Raw genomic sequence first — 20,804 nt, 5'->3', positions numbered from 1 at the left:
ACCACCGACTATACCCCCCGGGGGTATAGATGGGAAGTGGTCGCCGGGGGAGGGCGGTGCTACGAGGCAGCGGGTGGGCCGGGCAACACCTGGCGGCGGCGGCCGTAGCCGGTCACGCCGCGTGGCTTGTAGATGGCCAGCACGGTGGTGGTCAGCAGCACCAGCAGCCCGCCCGCGGCGTGCACGACCAGCGACATCCGCGCCTCCCGCCACCGTCCGCCCGCCAGGCCCGAACCGACCGCGGCGTCGGCGAGCGCGCCGATCGAGCCCAACTGCAGCAGCAGCACCACCGTGGCCACCACGATCAACCCGAACTTGATCAGTACCCACCAGTGCCGGAGCAGGCCCCACGCGGTGCCCAGCGACGACACCAGGCCGCTGGCCAGCGCCGCGAGCGCGAGCGGGACGATCACGAGCCGGGCGGTCAGGTCCATCGCGACGTACCCGGCCCGGATCACGGCGGTGTCGGTGCTGCGTAGCGCCGCCACCGCGAGGACGAGGAACACCACGACCGCGCCGAGCCAACCCACCGAGGTGGTGACGTGCACGGTCAGCGCCGCCCTGCGCGCGGCCGGCGGCAGCGTCACCGCTGACCCGCCGGCGCCGAGGCGCCGGCCGGGGAGTGCCGGCCCGGGCCGTGCTCGCCGGCGATGCCGGTGAGCTGCACGATCGCGAACAGCGCCAGGAGCGCCACCACGATGATCCCGAAGAGCTTCACCCAGCGCGGCACACCCGACGATCCGGGCTCCTGCGGCTGCCCCGTCATCCACGTCTCCCGTCAAGCTGGCCTGCTACCCGTACGCCCGGCCAGCTTTATCGAGACAGTGTGTAAGTGTCAAGTCATCCTGTCGTGGACGTGTCGGTATGTATGATGCCGAGGTGCCGAAGCTGTGGACCGACACGATCGAGGCGCACCGGGCCGCGGTGCGTGACGCGACCCTCGACGCCACCGCGGCGTTGGTGGCCGAGCACGGGCCGACCGGGGTGACCATGTCGCGCATCGCCGAGGTCACCGGCATCGGCCGAGCCACCCTCTACAAGTACTTTCCCGACGTCCAGGCGATCCTGATCGCCTGGCACGAACGGCAGGTCACCCGACACCTGACCCACCTCGTCGAGGTCGTCGACAGCACCGCCGACCCGGTGACGCGACTGCACACCGTCCTGCACACCTACGCCCGGATGTCGCGACACCGCCACGGCGGCGACCTCGCCGCGATGCTGCACCGCGCCCCACACGTCGACAGCGCGCACCAGCAGCTGTCCACCTTCGTCGCCGACCTGCTCGCCGCCGCCGCTGACGCCGGCGCCGTCCGCGACGACATCCCCACCGGGGAACTGGCCGCCTACTGCCTGCACGCCCTCGCCGCCGCGAGCACGCTGGACGCCGACGACGCGGTGACCCGCCTGGTCACACTGACCCTCGCCGGCCTGCGCCCCGGCGCCTGACCCGCGCCGGGCCACGGCCGTCAGGTCCGCCGCCCGGGGTGCCGGCGCCGTGCCGCACCCCCGCCCGAGAGAGGGCCAGGGTGCGGCACGCGCGCGGACATGCCGTCAGCGCGCCTCGCGCAACTCCGCCAGCCGCGCCTCGATCTCCGCCAGCTCCGCGCGCAGCTTCTCCGCCTGCTGCTCCGCCTCCGCCCGCTCCGCGGCCATGATCTGCTCCACCGCCTCGTGCACCCCCGGCACGTCCACCAGCGCCACCATCCTCAACGCCTCCGCCGGCTTCACCACGTACGGCTTCGCCAGCGCCTTGGCGCCCTGCTGCGCCGCCACCGTCCACTCACCGTCGGCGTACGCCAGGGTCACCGTCAGGCCCGCCGGGCCCTTCGGCTTCGCCGCCTTCACCGCCCGCCGGGCCGGCTTCGCCTCCACCTGCTGCTCCACCTTCGACTCCTCCCGACGCGGCGCCGGCACCCGGTCCAACACGAACTCCGGCTCCGCCGGCGCGGCCGGCGGCTGCTCCACCTGCGGCTCCGGCTCCGGCTTCGGCTCGGCCACCTTGCGCCCCGTGCCCCGGGGCGCCACCGCCACGTCGGCGGGGGAGAAGGGCAACTCGTCGCGGCCGAAGCGCACCACGACGAACTCCTCGGACACCTCGGGGTCGGTCAGCGCGACCACCTGGCCCACCTGGCCGGCGATCTGCCCCGCCGACGCCGTGAACACCACCTTGGGCTTCCGCCCGGCGGCCAACGCCTCCCGGATGCCGTGCACCTCGTCCTCGGACAAACCCTGGCCCGCCATCACAGCCCTCTTCCGTACATGTGTTTGACAGCTGTCTTGATACCAGCCGGCCCCGACAACCGGAAGATCAACCCCCCAGCGCCCGCAACGCCCCGTCCGCGTGCTCGTGCATCCCCAACTCGTTGTGGATCACCGCGAGCACCCGCCGGTCCGGTCCGATCACGAACGTCATCCGGCGCATGCTCAACGGCCCCAACGGCAACCGCCGCCGCACCCCGAATTGCTGCGCCACCGCACCGTCGACATCCGACAGCAGCGGATAGTCGAACCCGTGCCGCCGGGCGAACTCCGCCTGCTTCTCCACCGGATCCCGGCTGATACCCACCCGCTGCGCGCCCACCGCCGCGAACTCCGCCGCCAGATCACGGAAGTGGCAGCTCTCCGCCGTGCAGCCCCGCGTCATCGCCGCCGGGTAGAAGAACAGCACCACCGGCCCCGCCGCGACCAGCTCCGACAGCCGCCGCGGCGTACCCGTCTGGTCCGGCAGCTCGAAATCCTCCACCAGGTCACCGACACCCACACCCACCGCGCACCTCCACCGATCGACCGACGACGCGCGGTGAGCCTAAGCGATCAGCCCCACACCCCGGCCACGTCGGCGGCAACCGCCTCGGCCTGCGCGAACCCCGCCCGCGCCGCGGCCGCCCGCCGCGCCGGATCCAGCACGTTACGGCCGATCGCCGCCCGCGCCGCCCGATCCGGTGACACCACCGCGACCCGCGCCACCGACCGCAACGCCGCCACCTGCGCCGACAACCGCGGCATCGGCCCGAACCCCGACGTCATCGGCGCCAGCACCACCACCCGCTCCGCGTCCGCCGCCAGATCCGCGTTCACCACCGACCGCACCCCACCGTCGACGTACCGGCGATCCCCGATCGTCACCGGCGGCCACACCCCCGGCACCGCGCAACTGGCCCCCACCGCGTCCACCAACGACACCCCACTGGCCGCGTCGAACACCACGAACTCGCCCGAGATCGCGTCCACCGCCGTCACCAGCAACCGCCGCGCCGGCCACTGCCGCGCCGGCAACCGGGCCTCGATCACCGCCCGTCGCGACTCCTCCGACGGGGTACGCGCCGCCACCGCCATCGCCCCCACCCGTGCCCGGGCCCGCACCGCGTCCCGGGTACGACCACCCGCCCACACCAGCCGCGCCACCGCCGACCACCCGAACCGCGCCGCCACCTCACCCGTCGGCGCCGCCAACTGCGCCTCGTACGACTCGCGCACCGGCCGCCCCGAACACAACTGCGCGCCCACCACCGACCCGGCCGACGTCCCCACCACCAGGTCCGCGTCCGCCAGCACCACCCCTCGCTGCGCCAGCCCCGCCAGCAGCCCCCACTCCCAGGCCACCCCGGTCACCCCGCCGCCACCCAGCACCAACGCCCGCGTCATGTGTGACCACCCTCTCCGTGACCGGCCCGTGTCCAAAACGGTAGCGTCGCCACCACACGGGGGCAGGGGAGCGGTCCATTGAATCCGGTCACGGTCATCACCGGCGGCAGCCGCGGCATCGGCGCCGCCGTGGCCCGCCGCCTCGCCCACGACGGCCACCACATCGCCATCGGCTACCGACGCGACCACGACGCCGCCGCCGCGGTGCTGGCCGACGTCCGTGCCCTCGGCCGCCAGGCCGTCGCCGTACCCGCCGACACCACCGACCCCGACCAGGTCGCCCGGCTCTTCGCCGCCGCCGCCGACCTCGGCCCGCTCACCGGCCTGGTCAACAACGCCGGCGTCACCAGCCCCATCGGCGCCTTCACCGACCTGCGCCCCGACGACCTGCGCCACGTCGTCGACGTCAACCTCATCGGCTACGTCCTCTGCGCGCAGCAGGCCGCCCGCCGCCTCGGCACCGGCGGCGCCATCGTCAACATCTCCTCCGCCGCCGCCACCATCGGCAGCCCGGGGGAGTACATCCACTACGCCGCCGTCAAGGCTGCCACCGACACCCTCACCATCGGCCTGGCCAAGGAACTCGCCCCGCACGGCATCCGGGTCAACGCCGTCGCCCCCGGCCTCATCCGCACCGACATCCACGCCCTCTCCGGCATGCCGGACCGCCCCGACCGCAACGCCGGCCGGGTGCCGATGGGCCGACCGGGCGAGCCCGACGAGGTCGCCGGGGCCGTCGCCTGGCTTTTGGGCCCCGACGCCTCCTACACCACCGGCGCGGTGCTGCGGGTCGCCGGCGGCATGTGAGCCGGCCTCGGGGCCCGACCCGTCAACTGGTGAGCAACGTCGCCGCCGTGACCAGGGTGCGCGCCACCCCGTAACCGTCACGGACGAAATCCCCCAGCGGATGATCACGACAGGGGGACCGGCTCGGCTGATTCTCCTGTCTCCCGCACGGCCCGTTGCTACCCTCGACACAGCATCTGACCAGGCATAACGCGGTGGAGAGTTCCGAAACAGACCGCACGAAAGCGGCGCGGGCAGGCACCTGTCGCCCGCTCGTCGAGTGGCGGGAAGGCGTGATCAATGAGCGGTCACCAACAGGCGCGGGTCCAGGGAATCCGGTCGACGCAGGCTGCCAATCTCCCCGCGTTGAGACTGGTGTCCCTGACGCGCCTCATGGCGTTGACCACCGGTCGCCCGGAGACCGTGCTCGGGATCATCGACGGCCCCGTCAGGACGGATCACCCCGAGCTCGCTTCCGCGTCCATCCGACAGTTGACCGCACCGCCCATCCCGGCCCAGACGGGGCAGGGCGCCGCATCCGACCACGCGACCGCCATCGCCGGGATCCTGATGGCCGGCCGCGACACGTCCCACCCCGGCATCTGCCCCGACGCCACCCTGCTCGTCCGTCCGATCTTCACGGCGGCGCACCGCGTCGGCGCGGTGCCACCGGCGGAGCTGGCATCAGCGATCGTGGAGACCGTCGACGCCGGGGCGCGGGTGGTGAACCTCAGCCTCGGCCTGGTGCCCCTCGCCACGCCGGCCGCCGACAAGGGGCTGTCACAGGCGCTGGACCACGCGTTCCAGCGAGGGGCCATAGTCGTCGCGGCCGCCGGAAACCAGGCGACGATCGGCAGCACGGAGATCACCCGCCATCATGCGGTGATCCCCGTTGTCGCCTACGACCTGCAAGGACGCCCCCTGCCGGGCTCGAACTTCGCGCACTCGACGGGCCGTCGCGGCGTCGGCGCCCCGGGCGAGGGCGTCACCGGCCTCGCCGCCGACGGCAGGCGCGCGTTCGGCGGCACGAGCGCCGCCGCAGCGTTCGTGACGGGCGCGGTGGGACTGCTGTGGTCGCTGTTCCCCACGGCCGGCCCAGCCGAACTGCTGTTCGCCGTGACCCGGTCGACGGCCCGGCGAACATCCGTCGTTCCACCGCTGCTCAACGCGGCAGCGGCGTTCGAGCTGCTGCGGACCATGCGGCAGTAGGAAGGGGGTTGCCATGACCGAGGACTCGCCGAAAGCCGGTTCCCCGGACACACCGGGTCGAAAGCCTTCCCGGCTGCGCATACCGGGATTCGTCAACGATCAAGACGTCGGACTCGGTGACGTGGTGAAGCGCGTGACCAGCATGGCCGGCGTGAAGACGTGCCGCGGATGCGAGGGGCGGGCCGCGGCCCTGAACAGGTGGGTGACCTTCTCCGGCCGGAACAGCCCGGGGCGATGAGTCAGCGGCCGACCCCGGCAGTGACTCGATTGAGCAGATCTTCGTACACAGGAGCGCGCATGCAAGATCCGACAAGCGGCATCGACCAGATGGAGCAAGCGGTGGTCCCGCAGCAGGCAGGTGAACCCCTGCCCGCATCACCCGGTCATGCACATCTCACGCCGCCGATGGAGCAGCGCGGCATGACCGCCGAGCCGCCGTCCCGGCCGCCGACAGGCCACGGCTGCACCTCGTGCGGCGGGGGCGAGGCCGCGTACGAGCGCCCGGGCGGCCGCGGTCGCATCCCGGCGCCGTACGTGTACGCCCTGGGCCGCATCGAGGCCCGCTTCCCGAGTCTCGCCATCGAGAAGGAGTTCGCGCAGGCCACCGGACGTGCTGAGACGGCAAACCTGACGGACCGGCAGGCGCTGGGCGCGGTGCTGTCCGACCCGCACAACCGCTATCTGAGCCGCCAGCTGTGTTACGTGCTCACCATCCAGGGGCTGGAGACGTACGTCCTGCAGCCCCGAGACCCCGCCGACTTCGACCTGCTCGTCGAGGTTCTCGGCTCGCCGCCGAGGCCGTCGGACCTGCACGTGGTGATCGGCGTCAGGGGGCCGGTGGCCCCGCAGGAGCTGTGCAACGGGTTGATGCTGCCCATGGTCGCCTTCGACCAGATCTACGCGTTCACCACCGATTCGCTGCTGCGCGCCCTGCCCAAGCCGGACCACATCGAGGAACAGCCGTTCCGGTCCGCGTCGGAGGAGATGCTGGACCGGCTGACCCAGCTCACCGACAACGCCGGCGCCACCGACGAGCACCGCGCGCTCAACTACCTGGCGGTGCGCTATCCGGCGATCTACGCCAAGAGCGCCGAGGCGTTCGCCACCGGCTCGTCACTGACCGCCATCGAGACGCGCCCGTCACGACTGAGCGGGGCCCGCCGCATCCTCGACGTCCTCTTCTCCTACACCAACCGGCAGACCGACGTCACGGAGAAGTTCTTCGTCCGTGTCGACGTCACCGAGGAGTTCCCGTTCCTCGTGACCAAACTGTCGCCCTACTACGACCGGTAGCCACGGCCGAAGGAGGAAGCGGCGATGCCAGTACCCGGACTTACCGCGGAGTGCTCGTTGTACCGGACCCGCCAGCAGTACCGGGTCGGGATCGCCTGGGTGCCGCCGGAGTCCGGCGTGCAGCCGGCGAGTGACTGCGTCGAGGACTGCATCGCCGACTGTGTCGCCGCCAGCGCGGACTCGGGCCTGCCGACGCAGCTGCTGCGCGCAGAGTGCCTGCCGGTGTGCCGGGCCCAATGCCAGCAGGGTCCATGGCCGTGTGAGCCCGGAACCAAGTTGTGCTTCCGAACCGGGTTCACACCACACTGCTGCCCGGAGGACAACGAGTGCTGCGAGGTGCTGAACGCCACTCGCGACGGTTACGTACTGCAGTGCTGCCCACCCGGTCAGAAGTGCTGCTTCAAGTACGGCTGCTACGTGCCGGGCGAGCAGCAGTGCACCGATCAGGGTTTCTGCCCGCCCGGTAATCCGATCTGCGACGGCAGGTGCTGCGACGTCGGCGATGTCTGCACCCTGGACGGCTGCACCAAGCCGGAGCTCGTCTGCAACAACCGGCGGTGCAGTCCGGGACAGACGTGCACCCCGCAGGGCTGCTGCCGCAGCGACCGGGTGGCCGAGGGCAACTGTTGCCCGGACGGTCAGGCCATCAGCAACGGCAAGTGCTGTGCGCCCGGCTGGAGTGCCACGAGCCAGGGCTGCTGTCCACCGAACCTGTGCTGCGAGACCGTGCCGTGTCCGCCGGGCCGATCCTGCTGCGGCGGCAAGATCTGCTGCCCACCCGACCGGGACTGCCGGCCGGTGGCCGATACCAGCGAGGTCGGGTGCTTCAAACGGGGGTGAGTAGGCAATGAAGGTTCCTGGACTCACGGCTGAACTGTCGGTGTACCGCACGTCCAACTCGTACCGGGCGGGGAGCGGCGCAGCGGGACCGCCGGCCGACGACGCCATGGTCGTGCCCCAGCAGTACGCCGCGTGCGAGACGCGCACCTGGTGCGTCCCGCCGACACTGTGGCACCGCGACTACTGCTGCCGGTGGGACCGGACCGTGTTCCGGAGTCTGTGGTACATAGCCGGTATCTGCGGGCCCATCCCGTGGTTCGACGACGAACCCGACCCGTGCATCCCTCAGTGGTAGGCGACCGTTCGCCGGACGCTTGGCCAGGTCCAGACGCGGCAGCCGTGCCGCCGGGGGACGGCGACGTCAACGCCGGCCCGGCACGCCGGTGAGCCGAGCCCCGGGGCGCCGCCTCGGGGCTCCGACCCGTCAACTCGTGAACAGCTTCGCCGCCGTGATCACGGTCTGCGCCACCCCGTAACCCAGCAGCGCCGACACCAATCCCCGCCGCCGATCACGCTGTCAGCAGCCTGCCGTGGGATCGACCCCACCTCGAACGTGCCGAACTGACCAGCAGCCCGTACCCGAGGTGGAGCAGCCAGAACTGCCGCGTCGCGATGCCGAGCGCCCCGACCAGGAAGCCGGCAGTGCCTTCACGCGCATCCCGGCCGGTCAGGCGGCTCGGTGAGCGCTCCTCGTTGACTTAGGCAGGCATATGCCTGCATGATGGCCGGGTGAGTACCGACGCGAGCGGGATGGACTCCGCCTTCAAGGCACTGGCCGACCCCACCCGACGGCTCCTGCTCGACCGGCTGCGGGAGCAGAACGGCCAGACACTGCGCGAGCTGTGCGAACACCTCGACATGGCGCGTCAGTCGGCGACGCAGCACCTGGACATCCTGCAGCGGGCCAACCTCGTCACCGTCGTCCGACGCGGACGCGAACGGCTGCACTACCTCAACCCCACCCCGATCCACGAGATCGAGCAGCGCTGGATCTCCTCGTTCGACAAGCCCCGCCTGCAAGCGATCAGCGCCATCAAGAACCAGGCAGAGGAGTACGCCATGACCACCGAATCCACGCCGGTGCCGACCTACGTCTACACCACCTACATCCGCGCCAGCGCCGAGCAGGTGTGGCAGGCCCTGACCGACGCAGACCTGACGGCCCGCTACTGGGGGCACGCCAACGTCTCGGACTGGCAGCCGGGCTCGGCCTGGGAGCACCGACGCGTCGACGGCTCAGGCGCCGTCGACGTCGTCGGTCAAGTGCTCAAGGTCGAGCCCCCGACCCGCCTCGTCATCACCTTCGACGACGCCCCGGACGCCGAGGCGCCACGAGAACCGTCGGTCGTCACCTTCCTGGTCGAACCGCACCACGACATCGTCCGCCTCACCGTGACCCACGAGAACCTCGCCAACCTGGAGATGCTCGGCGGGATCTCCCGCGGCTGGCCGGCCGTGCTGGCGAACCTCAAATCGCTGCTCGAGACCGGCGACGTCCTGCCACAGGCGCCGTGGGAGATGTCCCCGGCGCACACCTGAGCCGGCAGCCCAGCCAAGCCAAGTAAGGAGACACATGGACACCACGCCGCTCCGGGACGCCTACCGCACGCTGCTGGACGCCGCTGCGACAGTGGCCGGCTCCGACGGTACGAGCCCCGCCCCGCCCGCCGGCGAGTGGAACGCCGACCAGATCCTGGCGCACGTCGCCCTCGTCAACGCCGCCACCATCGCCGCCGCCTCCGCCGTCGCGGCGGGAGCGAACACGACGTACGACAACCGCCTGGCGCTCGACACCTGGACCATCGAGCGCGTCATCACCCTCGCCCGCGGCAACGCAGGGCTCCGCGAGCGCATCCGCTGCCAAGGGGACGCCCTCTGCGCACTCGGCGGGCCGGGGCTGAGCGAGGCCGAACTCGACACCCCGGTGCCCACCCTGCTCCTGTCCAACGGCACCGTCCTGGTCGATCAGCCCCTACCGCTGAGGGACCTCATCACCGGGCTCGCCGACCTGGAGCTCCCCGGCCACACGCAACAGCTCCTGGCCCTCCTGCCGGCCGGCGTCGGGGCCGACGTCACGACGTAACGTTCCCGCCGGACAGCCCAGCCACCGACCGGCGTCACGCCAACCCTCTGTCGCTCGTGACGGAACGGCACGCCGACATCGGGGACTGTCCGGCTGTCATCTCTGACCGGGCGATCAGACGAACTGTGGCGCGCGAGACTCGTGGGTCGGTTCGAGCGAGATGTGCGCGGACAGCGCGCGGAGGAAGTCGGGCGCGTCGAAGATCTCGCCGGCGGAGGCGACGCCGCTCGTCCTCGTCTGACCGCCGAGAATGCGGCGGACCGCTTCGACCGCCAGCGGTGCGCTGATGGCGTAGATGTCCTGGCCGCTGGCGACGACGCGTCGTTGCGTGTCGCCGGAGCGCACGATGACGTCGACGGTGAACGTCTGCGCGGACCGGCCGAGCTCGTCGACAGCGGTCGGTGCGGGTGTGCCCGGAGCGGCCAGGTCCCGGGCCGCGTCGGTGGTCATGTACGTGCGCACCTCGGGGATCGACAGGTGACTGGGGACGGTGACGACGTCGGCCATCGTGAACCCGCCGAGGACCCTCCGTCGGCCCACCGGAGCGGGAAAGTCCCACTCCAGGGTCGGCAGGTCGCGCTCGTCGACGTAATACTCCAGCCGGCCACCGGTGTAGCGGACACGTTGGCCAGCGCGCCGTTCCCGGGAGACGGTGCCGGAGACGAGGGTCCCGGCCGTCGGGTGCCAACTGCTCAGTCCGTACGCGACGTGCGCCTCGTCGGCCGCCACCCAATCGCCCATCGCCGTCGTGACCAGCAGATCGCCGAGTCCGCCGAAGAAGGCCATCGCCGGGACCACCGCGACGCCCGCGGTCCGAGCGCGGTCGGTGAAGTGCGTGAACGTGTCGAGGTTGGCCTCGATCTCGGCCGCCACATCCACGTACGGGACCCCGGCACGCAGGGCGGCCTCGATCACGGGGGCCGCGGTCGAGGCGAACGGGCCGGCGCAGTTGACGACCGCGGCCGCACCCTCCAACGCCCGGTCGAGCGAGGCCGGATCGTCGACCGACGCCACCCGGTACTCAAGCCCCGGATGCGACGCCGCCAGCGCCTGGAGCTTGCCCGCGTCGCGACCGAGGAGAAGCGGGACGAACCCGCGATCGCGCAACTCCGTCACCACGAACCGCCCGGTGTGTCCGTACGCCCCGAACACCGCCACGATCTGATTCGAACCCATCTGCAGTTCCTCCTCGAAAGATCGACTGAGGAGATCCTCCAGCAACGGCCAGCCCCGAAGTAGTGTCTGGAACGCCATCCCCCATACAATTTCGGACATGACCACTGTCGCGCTCGCCGCCACCGACGCGATGCTGCACTTCGAACTCGCCATGGCCTGCGAGGTCTTCGTCCGCGACCCCTCCGGCCTGGCGGACCCGTGGTACGACCTCGTGGTCTGCGGCCCGGGCCCGGTCCGGATCGGCCGATTCCACCTGGAACCCGACGACGGGTTGGACCGACTCGCCCGCGCCGACACCGTGATCATCCCGGCCGTGGAAGACATCGACGCGGACGTGCCACCCGACCTGCTCGACGCCGTCCGCGCGGCCCACGAGGCGGGCGCTCGGATGGTCTCGCTGTGCACCGGTGCGTTCGTGCTGGCCGCCGCCGGAGTGCTGGACGGGCTGCGCGCGACCACCCACTGGGCCCACACCGAGGCGCTGGCCGCCCGCTATCCCCGGGTTGAGGTCGACCCGGACGTGCTCTACGTCGACAACGGTAACGTGCTCGCCTCCGCCGGCAAAGCCGCCGCGATCGACCTGTGCCTGCACCTGATCCGCCGCGACCACGGCTCGACGGTCGCCAACGCCGTCGCCCGCCGCCTGGTCGTGCCGCCGCATCGCGCCGGCGGCCAGGCCCAGTTCGTCACCACCCCGGTGCCCGCCCGCGACGACCATCCGCTTGCCAACCTGTTCCCCTGGGCGATGGAACGGCTGAACCGTCCGCTGACCGTGGAGGACCTGGCACGCCAGGCGAACATGAGCTCGCGCAACCTGGCCCGCCACTTCAAGTCGGTAACCGGCACCACCCCGCTGCAGTGGCTGGCTACGCAGCGGATCCGCCGGGCCCAGGAGCTACTGGAGAACACCGACAACAGCATCGACGCCATCGCCGAGGCGGCTGGCATGGGAACCGCCACGACGCTGCGCCGGCACTTCCACCGCACCGTCGGTGTACCTCCGGACGCCTACCGTCGCACCTTCCGCAATGCCGGGCCCTCGCCAAGATCGTGATCGCCACTTGTCGGCGGCCTGGCAGGGGGAGCGGTGCCCTCCTGCGCGTTCACCGGTGTGGGAGCGGTAAGAGCCCTGTATGTGGACGCAGACGACTCGCGGTCATGCTTCAGTCATCTGTTGCCTCGCGGGTCATCTGCCTCGCGCCACCCCGCTCGGGTCGGTAAGAGCGCTGGCGATCTGCGATCTCTGTCGACATGGCTACTCGGCGCCAGAACGGTGAAGGCAGCCCGATTGTCACTTCTCCCACCCATGATCGCGCTCGAAGCAGAACGCGTCGACCTCACAGTCAACCAGCTCATCAAGTCCGAGCTACTGGAATCGCAGGGCGAGAGCGCGGTCCCGGCGAGCAGCACGAGATCCGGCTCTGCGCGCGACGCTGAGACCGGGGCCGGTCCCGCGCCCGGTGGCGCGCGGGACCGGCCCCGGCGGTCAGCCCTCGGTGACGGTCAGGGTGAGCGGGCCGCCCGGCATGGCCTCGCCCTCCGGGCCGTACGTGGTGCTCAGCCGGCTGGCGTCGCCGAGCCTGAAACCGTACGTGTACACGCCGGGAGCGATGCCCCACGGCAGGTACCCGTAGATGGTGAGCCGCCCGTCCGGGCCGGCACCGCAGCCGCCGCCCTGCTGGGCCACCACCTGGCCGTCGGCCCCGTACAGGTAGAGCGAGCAGCTGCTCAACGGTGCGACAGGGGCGGTGACGGTCATGGTGACGACCGGCGTGGTGTTCGCCGCCGCGCTGCTGGCCACAGTGGTTGGGGTCAGCGCCACGTCGCTGGCGGTCGGTGGGGTCGTGTTCACCAGCTGGGTGATGGTGAGCTTCGGGTCCGGTGCGTCGTACCGGCTGCCGTAAAGGGCGAGGGCACCAGCGCCGTCGCGGAGCGCGATGCCGGTCACGGTGCACCTCTTCGTGGTGCTGTACACCCGTACCGGCACGCTCACCTTGCCGTCGGTCCGGATCGTCGGCGTCGTCGAGGTCTGCAGGCAGCCGTGGTTGTCGAAGTCGAGCAGGATCTCCCGAACGCCGTCCCGCGCACCGGTGACGGCCATGCCCACCTGGACCTCGACCGTGCTCCGCCAGTTGTCGACCGGGTTCGGGTTGGCCGCGAAGTCCCCGGCGCTCAGCGTCTCGTTGGAGGTGACTGTGATCGACTCCAGGCCGTGCTCGGTGACGACGCCCCGGTTGCCGGCGTTGTCGGTCAGCGCCAGCTCCGTGACCCGCCAGGTCCCGGACGCCGCGTCCGCCGGGATGCGCACCTCGACGTTGCAGCTGGGGTAGTTGGGGTCGTTGGCCGTGTACGACCCGCAGTGCGGGTCCGGCCGGTAGAAGCCCGCCTCGAACCGGCCCACGGCGGTGCGACCGTCCGGGCCGGTGAGCGTCAGGCTGCCCTTCCAGAAGCCTGACTCGGTGTCGATGAGTGAGAGGTCGTAGCGCAGCACCGCCTCGTGGCCACGTACGTATGCGTACGGCCGGGCGCCGCTGATCGGCTCCAGGTAGCCCCAACTCAGGGACGGGGCGGTCGAGTCGACCAGGGTCTTGGCGGTCAGCTTGCCGCCGTACTCCTCCTGCAGTGCGGCCGAGCCGAGGACGAGCGAGCCCCCGCGCTCGTCGTGCGCTTCGAAGCGGGTCACCAGCCAGCGGGCGGAGGTGGTGGCCGCGTACCGCGGCACCACGAAGTCGTACTGGTAGGTCGACTTCTGCGGGGTGCCGGACAACCAGCGGGCCTTGGCGTACCAGGCCTCGTTGAATCGGAAGTCGACCTCGTACGTCTGGCCGACGTAGCTGCCGGGGGTGGGGCCGACCTGCTGGAGCAGGAGAGTGCCGTACATGTCCTGGGCGGCGTCGTCGCCGTTGCGCACGCTGAACGTCAGCGGCACGACGGCGCCGTCGCCGCTGGCGTCCACCCCGGCGGGGGAGAACTGGAGGGTCTGAAGGCTGAGCGTGCTGGCCGCGGCGGCGGCCGGTGGCGCGGCGGCGGCCAGCGCGGCCACCGAGGTGACGACGGCGAGCGCCGCACGGGCCAGCATGCCGAGGGAGGCGTTTGACATGAAGGGGTGTATAGCAGCCGGCCTCAGGTTTCGTTGCCCCGTCGAGCCGCGGCCGGCGGAGAGCCCGGTCAGTAGGCGGCGAAAGACCGGATCGGGGGCGCGCGGGCCGTACTTCGGCGCCTGGATGCCGGCGGCCTCAGATGAGTGAGAGCGGACAACACGAGCCGAGGCCGGCGAGGTCGCTGCCGCCGAGTGTCCTGATTCGATAATCTACATTATGTCAAGTAGCGCTGGTGGAGCCCTCCTCCGGGAGGGGTGGGCGGCGCTGTCGTGGGGCCGGCGACGAACCAGGATCGGGTAGCAATTCTCCGACTTGCCACCTCGGCGCGTCGCCTCGGAAACTGCTACCCGATCCTGGGAGCGGCGAAGGCCGGCCGGCGCGGCCCCGACGGAGAACCCCTGCACGTGCGCCAGGCGTCCCGAATGACGGCCGCGTTGGGCACGACATCATCGGCACCGCGCGCGGCGGTGAGCCGAATGGGCCGTCCCCAAAGTGCGCCACCCCCTCGGCTGGGACGCCACCTCGCGCCCATCTTCATGGACGGCGCCGCTGCACCCCCAGTTCGCCATTCCTCGTGAACCGCTCGCCGACACCACCGCTCACGGGCGATCCGGAAAGCGAGTCCCCGCCTGCGCCGCTCCCCTCTCTCGCGGGCTGGCCCGAAACCCGAAAAACCTGCATAATATCCCTTATGCATCACAAACGGGACGAATCGGTAGGGCGGTTCATCGACGAGTTCCTGACGGCGCGGGCCACCCGCAAGCCCTCCCCGCACACCCTGGAGGCGTACCGGCGGGACCTGCGGGCGGTCGCCGCCCTGGTCGGCGAGGACGCCACTCCCCTCCCCCTCGACCAGGTGATGATCTCGGACCTCTCCCCCCGGGTCATGCGTGCCGCGTTCGCCCGGTTCGCCGCTCCCCGGGCGGCGTCCTCCGTGCACCGCGCCTGGTCCAGTTGGAACAGCTTCTTCACGTTCCTGGTGGCCGAGGGGGTGGTGGCGGGCAATCCGATGCCGGCGGTGGGCCGGCCGCGCGCTCCGCTCCCCCAGCCCAAGCCGTTGCGGGGCGAGGACACCCCGGAGCAGTTGCTCGCCTCGGTTGCCCGGGAGGACGGCCGGCAGCGTGACCCGTGGCGGGAGCGGGACGTGGCGGTGCTGGCCCTGGCGCTCTGCGCCGGGCTGCGCCTGTCGGAGCTGCTGGCGCTGCGGGTGTCGTCGCTGACCGGTCGGCCCGACGAGCGGCGGGTGGACGTGGCCGGCAAGGGCGGCCGGCCGCGGGTGGTGCCGGTCGAGCCGGAGCTGGACCGGGTGCTGGCGGCCTACCTGGACAGTCGGGCGCGGCGGTTCGGGTCGCGCAGCGTACGGCCGGACTCGCCGTTGCTGGTGGACCGGCGGGGTGAGCCGCTGCGTCGGGGTGGGCTGCAGTACCTGGTGGACTCCTGCTACCGGCGGGCGGGCATCGGTGACCGGGTGCCGCGCGGCGCGCGGCTGCACGCGTTGCGGCACACGTTCGCGACGCGGTTGGCCGAGGACGGGGCGAGCGCCGCGGAGATCATGCGGTTGCTGGGGCACGCGTCGTTGGCGTCGTCGCAGACGTACATCGAGGTGACGGCGGGTCAGCAGCGGGCGGCGGTGCGGTCGAACCGCACCAACCGCGCGCTGGCGGGGCTGGTGCCGTCGTTCGATCCCGTGGGTTGACCGGGGCGTCGGGTCACAGGCCGGTGCAGGGGGTGCCGTCGATCGTGCAGCCCTCGGGTGCCTTGGTGCGCGGGTCCGGGTTGCGGACGTCGAAGGTGATGGTCTGCGACTGTCCGGCCGGGACGGGTGCGCCGGTGAAGGTGACGGCCTGACCGTCCTGCTGCCAGTTGGCTCCCTGGGCGTTGGTGATGGTGCCGTCCTCGGCGAGGGTGACGACGAGGGTCCAGCTCTTCGCCGCGGGGCCGTCCGGGTTGTCGAGCACCACCTGCCCTGTGTAGCCGAAGAGCCGGGTGGCGGTGGTCTCGTAGCGGGCGGTCATGGTGGCGGCGCTCGGGGCGGCGGAGGTGAGTGTGCGCGACGGGGTGGCGGTGGGGGTCCGGCTGGGGCGCGGGGTGCTGCGAGCGGCGGCGGACGAGGGCCGGGAGCTGCGGGTGGTCCGGGGCGGGGCACTGTCGTTGGTGGCGCCGGCGGTGGGTGGTGGGGGCAGCGGGGCCGGTGCGGCGGTCTGGTCCGCGTCGCCGGGCAGCAGGGCCCAGAGGGCCGCGCTGGTGGCGAGGGTCGCCGCGGTGACTGCCGCGATGATCGCCAGCCGGCGTCGGCGGTCGGCCGGTGCGGGTACGCGGCCGGACAGGGCGATGGCGGGCAGCTCGGCGGTTGGCGGGTCCTCGCCGCGGCGCAGGTCGACCTGCTGGAAGGCGAGCCAGTCGAGGATGGCGGGGAGCCGTCCGGTCAGGGTCTGCTGGTAGTACCGCTCGCGGTGGTCGCGGTCCTCGGCGGGCCAGGTGCCGTGTTCCATGGTTTCCTGCACCGACAGTCGGCAGCCTTCGGCGGTGCGGGTGATGGTGCAGGTGAGCTGGGTGCGGCGGTCGCCTTCCTGGCACTGCAGGACGAGCAGCTCGGGTGCCCGCTGGTCGGTCACCTCGGCGTCGACGGCGGCGTGGAAGCCGGGCAGCCCCGCGGTGTGCAGCAGCAGCCGCTGCGGTGCCTGGGTGACCGTCTCGGTCTCGGTGAACCAGCGGCTGAGCAGCTGCGGCTTGGTCAATGCCTGCCAGACCCGGTCGCTTGGGTGCGACAGGTCAACCTGGGCGCTGATCTCGATCACGGCGAGACTGTACGGGTTGTGGCGAGTGGCCGTTGGGGCGCGGGTGCCTGTCCTGACAGGATCATCGCCGTGCGGGTGGGTGCGGCGCGGGCGGGCGGACGCGGTGCTGGTCTGGCTGCCGGGGTGGTGGGCGGTGGCGGATGCGGTCCGCGCCGGTGGTGTGGCAGGCTGAGGGTGGACGCGACTGGCGGCACGGGGATGGGGAACCATCGGGGAGCTCGTCGCGGGGGTCGACCGCCTGGGCCTCCGCGGACGAGGTGAGCTATGTCTGTTTCCGCTTCCCCTGTGACTGCGACGGCCCGGCTGCTGCCCGGTAAGCCGGTGGTGGAGAAGATCCTGACCGAGGTGGCCGAGCAGGTGGCGGCGTTGCGCGCGGCGGGGGTGACGCCGGCGTTGGCGACGGTGCTGGTGGGTGACGACGACGCGAGCGCCGGCTACATCCGGATCAAGCAGCGTCAGGCGGCGGAGTTGGGTTTCGCGTCGCCGCACGTGCACCTGCCGGCGTCGGCCTCTCAGCAGGATCTGCACCGGGTGCTGGCGGATTTCAACGCCGACGCGGGGGTGCACGGGGTGCTGGTGCAGCATCCGATCCCCGGTCATCTGGACTACGACCGGGCGTTGGACGTCCTCGACCCGGACAAGGACGTCGACGGCATGCACCCGGTGAACATGGGCCGGTTGGCGTTGGGTCTGCCGGGGCCGTTGCCGTGCACGCCGGCGGGGATCGAGGCGTTGCTGGCGTACCACGGGGTGCCGGTGTCGGGTCGTGAGGTGGTGGTCCTGGGTCGGGGGGCGACGCTGGGGCGGCCGTTGGCGATGCTGCTGGCGCAGAAGCGGCCGACGGCGAACGCGGCGGTGACGGTGGTGCACACCGGGGTGGCGGACTGGCCGCGGTACACGCGGCGGGCGGAGATTCTGGTGGCGGCGGCGGGGGTGCCGGGGATCGTGCGGCCGGAGCATGTGCGCCCGGGTGCGGTGGTCGTCGGTGGTGGGGTGCGCTACGAGGGGCGGCGGTTGCTGCCGGACGTGGACGAGTCGTGTGCCGAGGTGGCGGGGGCGATTACGCCGCGGGTCGGCGGGGTGGGTCCGACGACGGTGGCGATGTTGTTCCGCAACGCGGTGCGGGCGGCGCAGCGGGCTGTCGGGCAGGGCTGAGGCTGCGACGGCGGCCGGGCCGGGGTCGGGTCGTCGCCGGGTCAGCCGAGGTCGACGACGAGGGGCCGGTGGTCGGAGATCGTCGACAGGGGTGTGTCGACGGCGGTGACCGGGGGTAGCCGGTCCAGGCCGTGCCGGTCGGCGAGGATGTGGTCGAGTTGCACGCGGGGCGCGGCGGCCGGGTAGGTGGGGCGGCGGCCCAGCGGCCGCCAGCCGCTGAGCAGTCGGGCCGCGCCGGCGGGGAGGTTGAGGTCGCCGAGCAGGATCCGCGGGGCGGGCAGGGTGCGCAGCGCGCGTACGACGCGGCGCAGCTGGTGGGCGTTCCAGCCGGGGACGAACGACAGGTGGGTGGCGGCGACGGTGAGTGGGCCGTGCGGGGTGTCGAGGATCGCGGCGAGCACGACGCGGGGTTCGTCGCGCAGCAGGATGAGGCCGCCGCGGGGGCCGGGGACGTAGATCGGGGACCGTACCGGGGCGGGGCGCAGCCGGGTGACCTGCCAGGAGCGGACGGGGTGTCGGCTGACCAGGCCGACGCCGTAGCAGGGTTCGCCGTGGCCGTCGTCGTCGTGGCGCAGGGGGCGGAACTGTTCGCCGGGGGTGCCGACGACGGCGGCGGCGAAGCGGTGTTCGGGGGCGTCGAGGGCGCGGGCGGCGATGGCGGTGAGGTCGAGGTTGCCGCTGCGGGACTGGTCCCGGTCGACCTCCTGCAGGGCGAGGATGTCGGCGTCGAGGGTCTGCACCGCGGCGGTGAGCCGGTCGGGGTCGACCAGGCCGTCGGTCAGGGAGCGGCCGTGCAGCAGGTTGAACGTCGCCAGGCGCACTCCTGCACCCTACGTCGCCGTGGCACAGTTGCCCGATGGTCAAGGCGTTGCTCTGTTCGATGCTGGTGTTTGTGGCGGTGGCCTCGGTGGGGCTGTGGCTGCGCCGTCGGCGCGGTCGGTGAGGGGGTTGCCGGCCGGTGAGGTCGGCCACAGGGTGGCGCGGCGGGTCGGGGCGGGTGGGCAGAATGGCCGGCCGTGGATTCCCTGTCGCTGACCACCCTGCTCGCCGCGGCCGCGATGGCCGGTTGGGTCGACGCGGTGGTCGGTGGTGGTGGTCTGTTGCTGCTGCCGGCGCTGCTGGTGGCCGCGCCGGGGGTGCCGGTGGCGACGGCGTTGGGCACGAACAAGCTGGCCGCGATCTTCGGTACGTCGACGGCGGCGGTGACGTACGCCCGGCGTACGAAGATCGACTGGATGGTGGCGGGGCCGTCGGCGGGGCTGGCGGTGTGCTGCGCGGGTGTCGGGGCGGCGCTGGCGGGGGCGGTGCCGGCGGGGGCGTACCGGCCGGTGGTGCTGGCGGTGCTGGTGTCGGTGGCGTTGTTCGTGGTGTTCCGTCCCCGGTTGGGGGTGGTGGCGGTGCCGGCGCGGCGGACCCGGCTGCGGGTGGTCGCGGCGGTGGCGGTGGCCGGGGTGGGTATCGCCCTGTACGACGGTCTGATCGGCCCGGGTACGGGCACGTTCCTGGTGGTGGCGTTCACCGCGCTGGTGGGTGCGGACTTCGTGCACGGTTCGGCGATGGCGAAGGTGGTCAACGCGGGCACGAACCTGGGGGCGCTGGTGGTGTTCGCGGCCACGGGTCACGTGTGGTGGCTGCTGGGGGCGGCGATGGCGGTGTGCAACGTCGCCGGGGCGGCGGTGGGGGCGCGGATGGCGTTGCGCCGGGGCGCCGGGTTCGTGCGGATCGTGCTGCTGGTGGTGGTGTTGGCGCTGGTGGCGAAGCTCGGCTACGACCAGTGGCGGGCGGGTTGAGCGCCGTGACGGGAGGTGGCTGACCCGATGCCGGTACGGGCCGAACACGACCGCGTCGCCCTGGCGGAGCTGCTGCGCCGCGATCCGGTGCTGCACGCCTACCAGCTGGGCGATCTGGACGACTTCTTCTGGCCGTACACGTCGTGGTTCCGTCGTGGCGACCAGGTGGCGCTGCTCTACCACGGGGTGACACCGCCGGTGCTGCTCGCGTTCGCCGGGCCGGACGGCCTGCCGGAGCTGGCGGCGCTGCTGGCCGACCTGGCGCCGATGCTGCCCGCCCGCCTGTACGCGCACCTGTCCCCCGGCCTGGAGGAGGTGCTGGGCGGCTGGTTCGCCGTCGACCCGGCCGGGGCGCACCTGCGGATGGCGCTGACCGGCCCGGCCCGGCTGGCCACGGTCACCCCGGCGGGCGAGGTGCTCGGTGAGGCCGACCTGTCGGCCCTGCGCGCACTCTACGAGGTGGCGTATCCGGGCAACTGGTTCGATCCGCGGATGCTCGCCACCGGCCAGTACGTGGGGATCCGGCAGGCGGGTGAGCTGGTCGCGGTGGCCGGGGTGCACGTCTGGTCGCCCAGCTACCGGGTGGCCGCGCTGGGCAACGTCACCACCCATCCCCGGGTACGCGGGCAGGGCCTGGCCGCCGCCGTGGTCGCCGCGCTGTGCGGGCGGCTGCGCGGCGAGGTCGACCACGTCGCCCTCAACGTCAGGGCCGACAACGTCGCCGCGGTGCGGCTCTACCGACGGCTCGGCTTCAGCCGGGTCGCCGACTTCGGCGAGTACACGCTGACTGCGGTGACAGACAGCATGTCCAGCCGCCACGCCGGGTCAATAACCCGACCCTGACCTGGGCATGTGTCGGACGGGCGGCTGCCCGTCGGACCCCTAGCGTCTCCTGGCAGAGGCCGTGTCGTGACGCGGCGGAGCC

The 20,804-nt window shown here is 72.2% G+C and carries 21 protein-coding genes and 1 riboswitch; of the genes, 11 read left to right on the top strand and 10 right to left on the bottom strand.

Features of this window, described 5'->3' with window-relative positions; all coding sequences use genetic code 11:
• Positions 1 to 59 precede the first annotated feature (59 nt).
• Positions 60 to 587: a DUF2269 domain-containing protein gene (locus ACTMS9_RS23000; protein ID WP_441148825.1), complete on the bottom strand. Its 528-nt coding sequence runs from the start codon at positions 585 to 587 to the stop codon at positions 60 to 62.
• Positions 584 to 766 carry a hypothetical protein gene (locus tag ACTMS9_RS22995; protein ID WP_441148824.1) on the bottom strand — a complete coding sequence of 61 codons (183 nt, stop codon included), beginning with the start codon at positions 764 to 766 and terminating at the stop codon, positions 584 to 586. The genes ACTMS9_RS23000 and ACTMS9_RS22995 overlap by 4 nt, the downstream gene beginning before the upstream one ends.
• A gap of 113 nt (positions 767 to 879) precedes the next feature.
• Here ACTMS9_RS22995 and ACTMS9_RS22990 point away from each other — a divergent pair, with 113 nt between their 5' ends.
• On the top strand, positions 880 to 1,449 hold the full coding sequence (locus ACTMS9_RS22990) for a TetR/AcrR family transcriptional regulator (protein ID WP_441165988.1): 570 nt from the start codon (positions 880 to 882) through the stop codon (positions 1,447 to 1,449).
• A 105-nt stretch (positions 1,450 to 1,554) separates the two neighbouring features.
• Here ACTMS9_RS22990 and ACTMS9_RS22985 read toward each other — a convergent pair whose 3' ends face one another.
• From ACTMS9_RS22985 to ACTMS9_RS22975, 3 genes are all read right to left on the bottom strand, one after another.
• On the bottom strand, positions 1,555 to 2,244 hold the full coding sequence (locus ACTMS9_RS22985) for a hypothetical protein (RefSeq protein ID WP_441165987.1): 690 nt from the start codon (positions 2,242 to 2,244) through the stop codon (positions 1,555 to 1,557).
• A 67-nt stretch (positions 2,245 to 2,311) separates the two neighbouring features.
• Positions 2,312 to 2,770 (bottom strand): peroxiredoxin, encoded by a 459-nt coding sequence (locus tag ACTMS9_RS22980; RefSeq protein WP_441165986.1) that lies wholly within the window; start codon positions 2,768 to 2,770, stop codon positions 2,312 to 2,314.
• A 47-nt stretch (positions 2,771 to 2,817) separates the two neighbouring features.
• Entirely contained in the window at positions 2,818 to 3,648 is an 831-nt protein-coding gene (locus ACTMS9_RS22975; RefSeq protein WP_441165985.1) for a patatin-like phospholipase family protein, read from the bottom strand.
• Positions 3,649 to 3,726: 78 nt separating this feature from the next.
• Here ACTMS9_RS22975 and ACTMS9_RS22970 point away from each other — a divergent pair, with 78 nt between their 5' ends.
• The 3 genes from ACTMS9_RS22970 to ACTMS9_RS22960 all read left to right on the top strand — a co-directional run bounded on the left by ACTMS9_RS22970 (position 3,727) and on the right by ACTMS9_RS22960 (position 6,936).
• The gene (locus tag ACTMS9_RS22970) at positions 3,727 to 4,455 is read left to right on the top strand and encodes an SDR family NAD(P)-dependent oxidoreductase (protein WP_441165984.1); all 729 of its coding nucleotides are present in this window, start codon (positions 3,727 to 3,729) and stop codon (positions 4,453 to 4,455) included.
• 279 nt (positions 4,456 to 4,734) lie between these two features.
• The gene (locus tag ACTMS9_RS22965; RefSeq protein WP_441148818.1) at positions 4,735 to 5,643 is read left to right on the top strand and encodes a S8 family peptidase; all 909 of its coding nucleotides are present in this window, start codon (positions 4,735 to 4,737) and stop codon (positions 5,641 to 5,643) included.
• 420 nt (positions 5,644 to 6,063) lie between these two features.
• A complete protein-coding gene (locus ACTMS9_RS22960) occupies positions 6,064 to 6,936 on the top strand; it encodes a hypothetical protein (RefSeq protein ID WP_441148817.1) in 873 nt (290 codons plus the stop codon).
• A 1,264-nt stretch (positions 6,937 to 8,200) separates the two neighbouring features.
• Here the strand turns inward: ACTMS9_RS22960 and ACTMS9_RS22955 are convergent.
• On the bottom strand, positions 8,201 to 8,269 hold the full coding sequence (locus tag ACTMS9_RS22955; protein ID WP_441148981.1) for an MFS transporter small subunit: 69 nt from the start codon (positions 8,267 to 8,269) through the stop codon (positions 8,201 to 8,203).
• 236 nt (positions 8,270 to 8,505) lie between these two features.
• Between ACTMS9_RS22955 and ACTMS9_RS22950 the strand changes: the two genes are divergently transcribed.
• Both ACTMS9_RS22950 and ACTMS9_RS22945 read left to right on the top strand, forming a co-directional pair.
• Positions 8,506 to 9,315, top strand: a complete 810-nt coding sequence (locus ACTMS9_RS22950) for an ArsR/SmtB family transcription factor (RefSeq protein WP_441148815.1) — start codon at positions 8,506 to 8,508, stop codon at positions 9,313 to 9,315.
• A 34-nt stretch (positions 9,316 to 9,349) separates the two neighbouring features.
• Positions 9,350 to 9,859 carry a hypothetical protein gene (locus ACTMS9_RS22945; protein ID WP_441165983.1) on the top strand — a complete coding sequence of 170 codons (510 nt, stop codon included), beginning with the start codon at positions 9,350 to 9,352 and terminating at the stop codon, positions 9,857 to 9,859.
• A 114-nt stretch (positions 9,860 to 9,973) separates the two neighbouring features.
• Here the strand turns inward: ACTMS9_RS22945 and ACTMS9_RS22940 are convergent, their stop codons facing one another.
• A complete protein-coding gene (locus ACTMS9_RS22940) occupies positions 9,974 to 11,158 on the bottom strand; it encodes a saccharopine dehydrogenase family protein (RefSeq protein ID WP_441165982.1) in 1,185 nt (394 codons plus the stop codon).
• Here ACTMS9_RS22940 and ACTMS9_RS22935 point away from each other — a divergent pair.
• A complete protein-coding gene (locus tag ACTMS9_RS22935) occupies positions 11,133 to 12,089 on the top strand; it encodes a helix-turn-helix domain-containing protein (RefSeq protein WP_441165981.1) in 957 nt (318 codons plus the stop codon). The genes ACTMS9_RS22940 and ACTMS9_RS22935 overlap by 26 nt on opposite strands.
• A 432-nt stretch (positions 12,090 to 12,521) precedes the next feature.
• On the opposite strand, the gene ACTMS9_RS22930 is transcribed toward ACTMS9_RS22935, so the two are convergent.
• On the bottom strand, positions 12,522 to 14,135 hold the full coding sequence (locus ACTMS9_RS22930; protein ID WP_441165980.1) for a hypothetical protein: 1,614 nt from the start codon (positions 14,133 to 14,135) through the stop codon (positions 12,522 to 12,524).
• Positions 14,136 to 14,827: 692 nt separating this feature from the next.
• Here ACTMS9_RS22930 and ACTMS9_RS22925 point away from each other — a divergent pair.
• Positions 14,828 to 15,832, top strand: coding sequence for a tyrosine-type recombinase/integrase (locus tag ACTMS9_RS22925; RefSeq protein ID WP_441165979.1), 1,005 nt, complete (start codon positions 14,828 to 14,830; stop codon positions 15,830 to 15,832).
• A 13-nt stretch (positions 15,833 to 15,845) separates the two neighbouring features.
• On the opposite strand, the gene ACTMS9_RS22920 is transcribed toward ACTMS9_RS22925, so the two are convergent.
• The gene (locus ACTMS9_RS22920) at positions 15,846 to 16,934 is read right to left on the bottom strand and encodes a cellulose binding domain-containing protein (RefSeq protein ID WP_441165978.1); all 1,089 of its coding nucleotides are present in this window, start codon (positions 16,932 to 16,934) and stop codon (positions 15,846 to 15,848) included.
• Positions 16,935 to 17,109: 175 nt separating this feature from the next.
• Positions 17,110 to 17,185: riboswitch (ZMP/ZTP riboswitch) on the top strand.
• A 34-nt stretch (positions 17,186 to 17,219) separates the two neighbouring features.
• On the opposite strand from ACTMS9_RS22920, the gene ACTMS9_RS22915 reads away from it, so the two are divergent.
• Positions 17,220 to 18,089 carry a bifunctional 5,10-methylenetetrahydrofolate dehydrogenase/5,10-methenyltetrahydrofolate cyclohydrolase gene (locus ACTMS9_RS22915; RefSeq protein WP_441165977.1) on the top strand — a complete coding sequence of 290 codons (870 nt, stop codon included), beginning with the start codon at positions 17,220 to 17,222 and terminating at the stop codon, positions 18,087 to 18,089.
• Positions 18,090 to 18,130: 41 nt separating this feature from the next.
• Here the strand turns inward: ACTMS9_RS22915 and ACTMS9_RS22910 are convergent, their stop codons facing one another.
• Positions 18,131 to 18,910, bottom strand: a complete 780-nt coding sequence (locus ACTMS9_RS22910; RefSeq protein ID WP_357921452.1) for an endonuclease/exonuclease/phosphatase family protein — start codon at positions 18,908 to 18,910, stop codon at positions 18,131 to 18,133.
• Positions 18,911 to 19,105: 195 nt separating this feature from the next.
• On the opposite strand from ACTMS9_RS22910, the gene ACTMS9_RS22905 reads away from it, so the two are divergent.
• Both ACTMS9_RS22905 and ACTMS9_RS22900 read left to right on the top strand, forming a co-directional pair.
• Positions 19,106 to 19,879 (top strand): sulfite exporter TauE/SafE family protein, encoded by a 774-nt coding sequence (locus ACTMS9_RS22905; RefSeq protein WP_441148806.1) that lies wholly within the window; start codon positions 19,106 to 19,108, stop codon positions 19,877 to 19,879.
• Between the two features lie 27 nt (positions 19,880 to 19,906).
• Positions 19,907 to 20,722: a GNAT family N-acetyltransferase gene (locus tag ACTMS9_RS22900; RefSeq protein ID WP_441165976.1), complete on the top strand. Its 816-nt coding sequence runs from the start codon at positions 19,907 to 19,909 to the stop codon at positions 20,720 to 20,722.
• Positions 20,723 to 20,804: the final 82 nt, after the last annotated feature.

Origin of the sequence: Micromonospora sp. L31, assembly GCF_052068075.1 — a bacterium.
Taxonomy (GTDB): domain Bacteria; phylum Actinomycetota; class Actinomycetes; order Mycobacteriales; family Micromonosporaceae; genus Micromonospora; species Micromonospora purpureochromogenes.
This window is presented reverse-complemented; position numbering and strand designations above follow the sequence as displayed.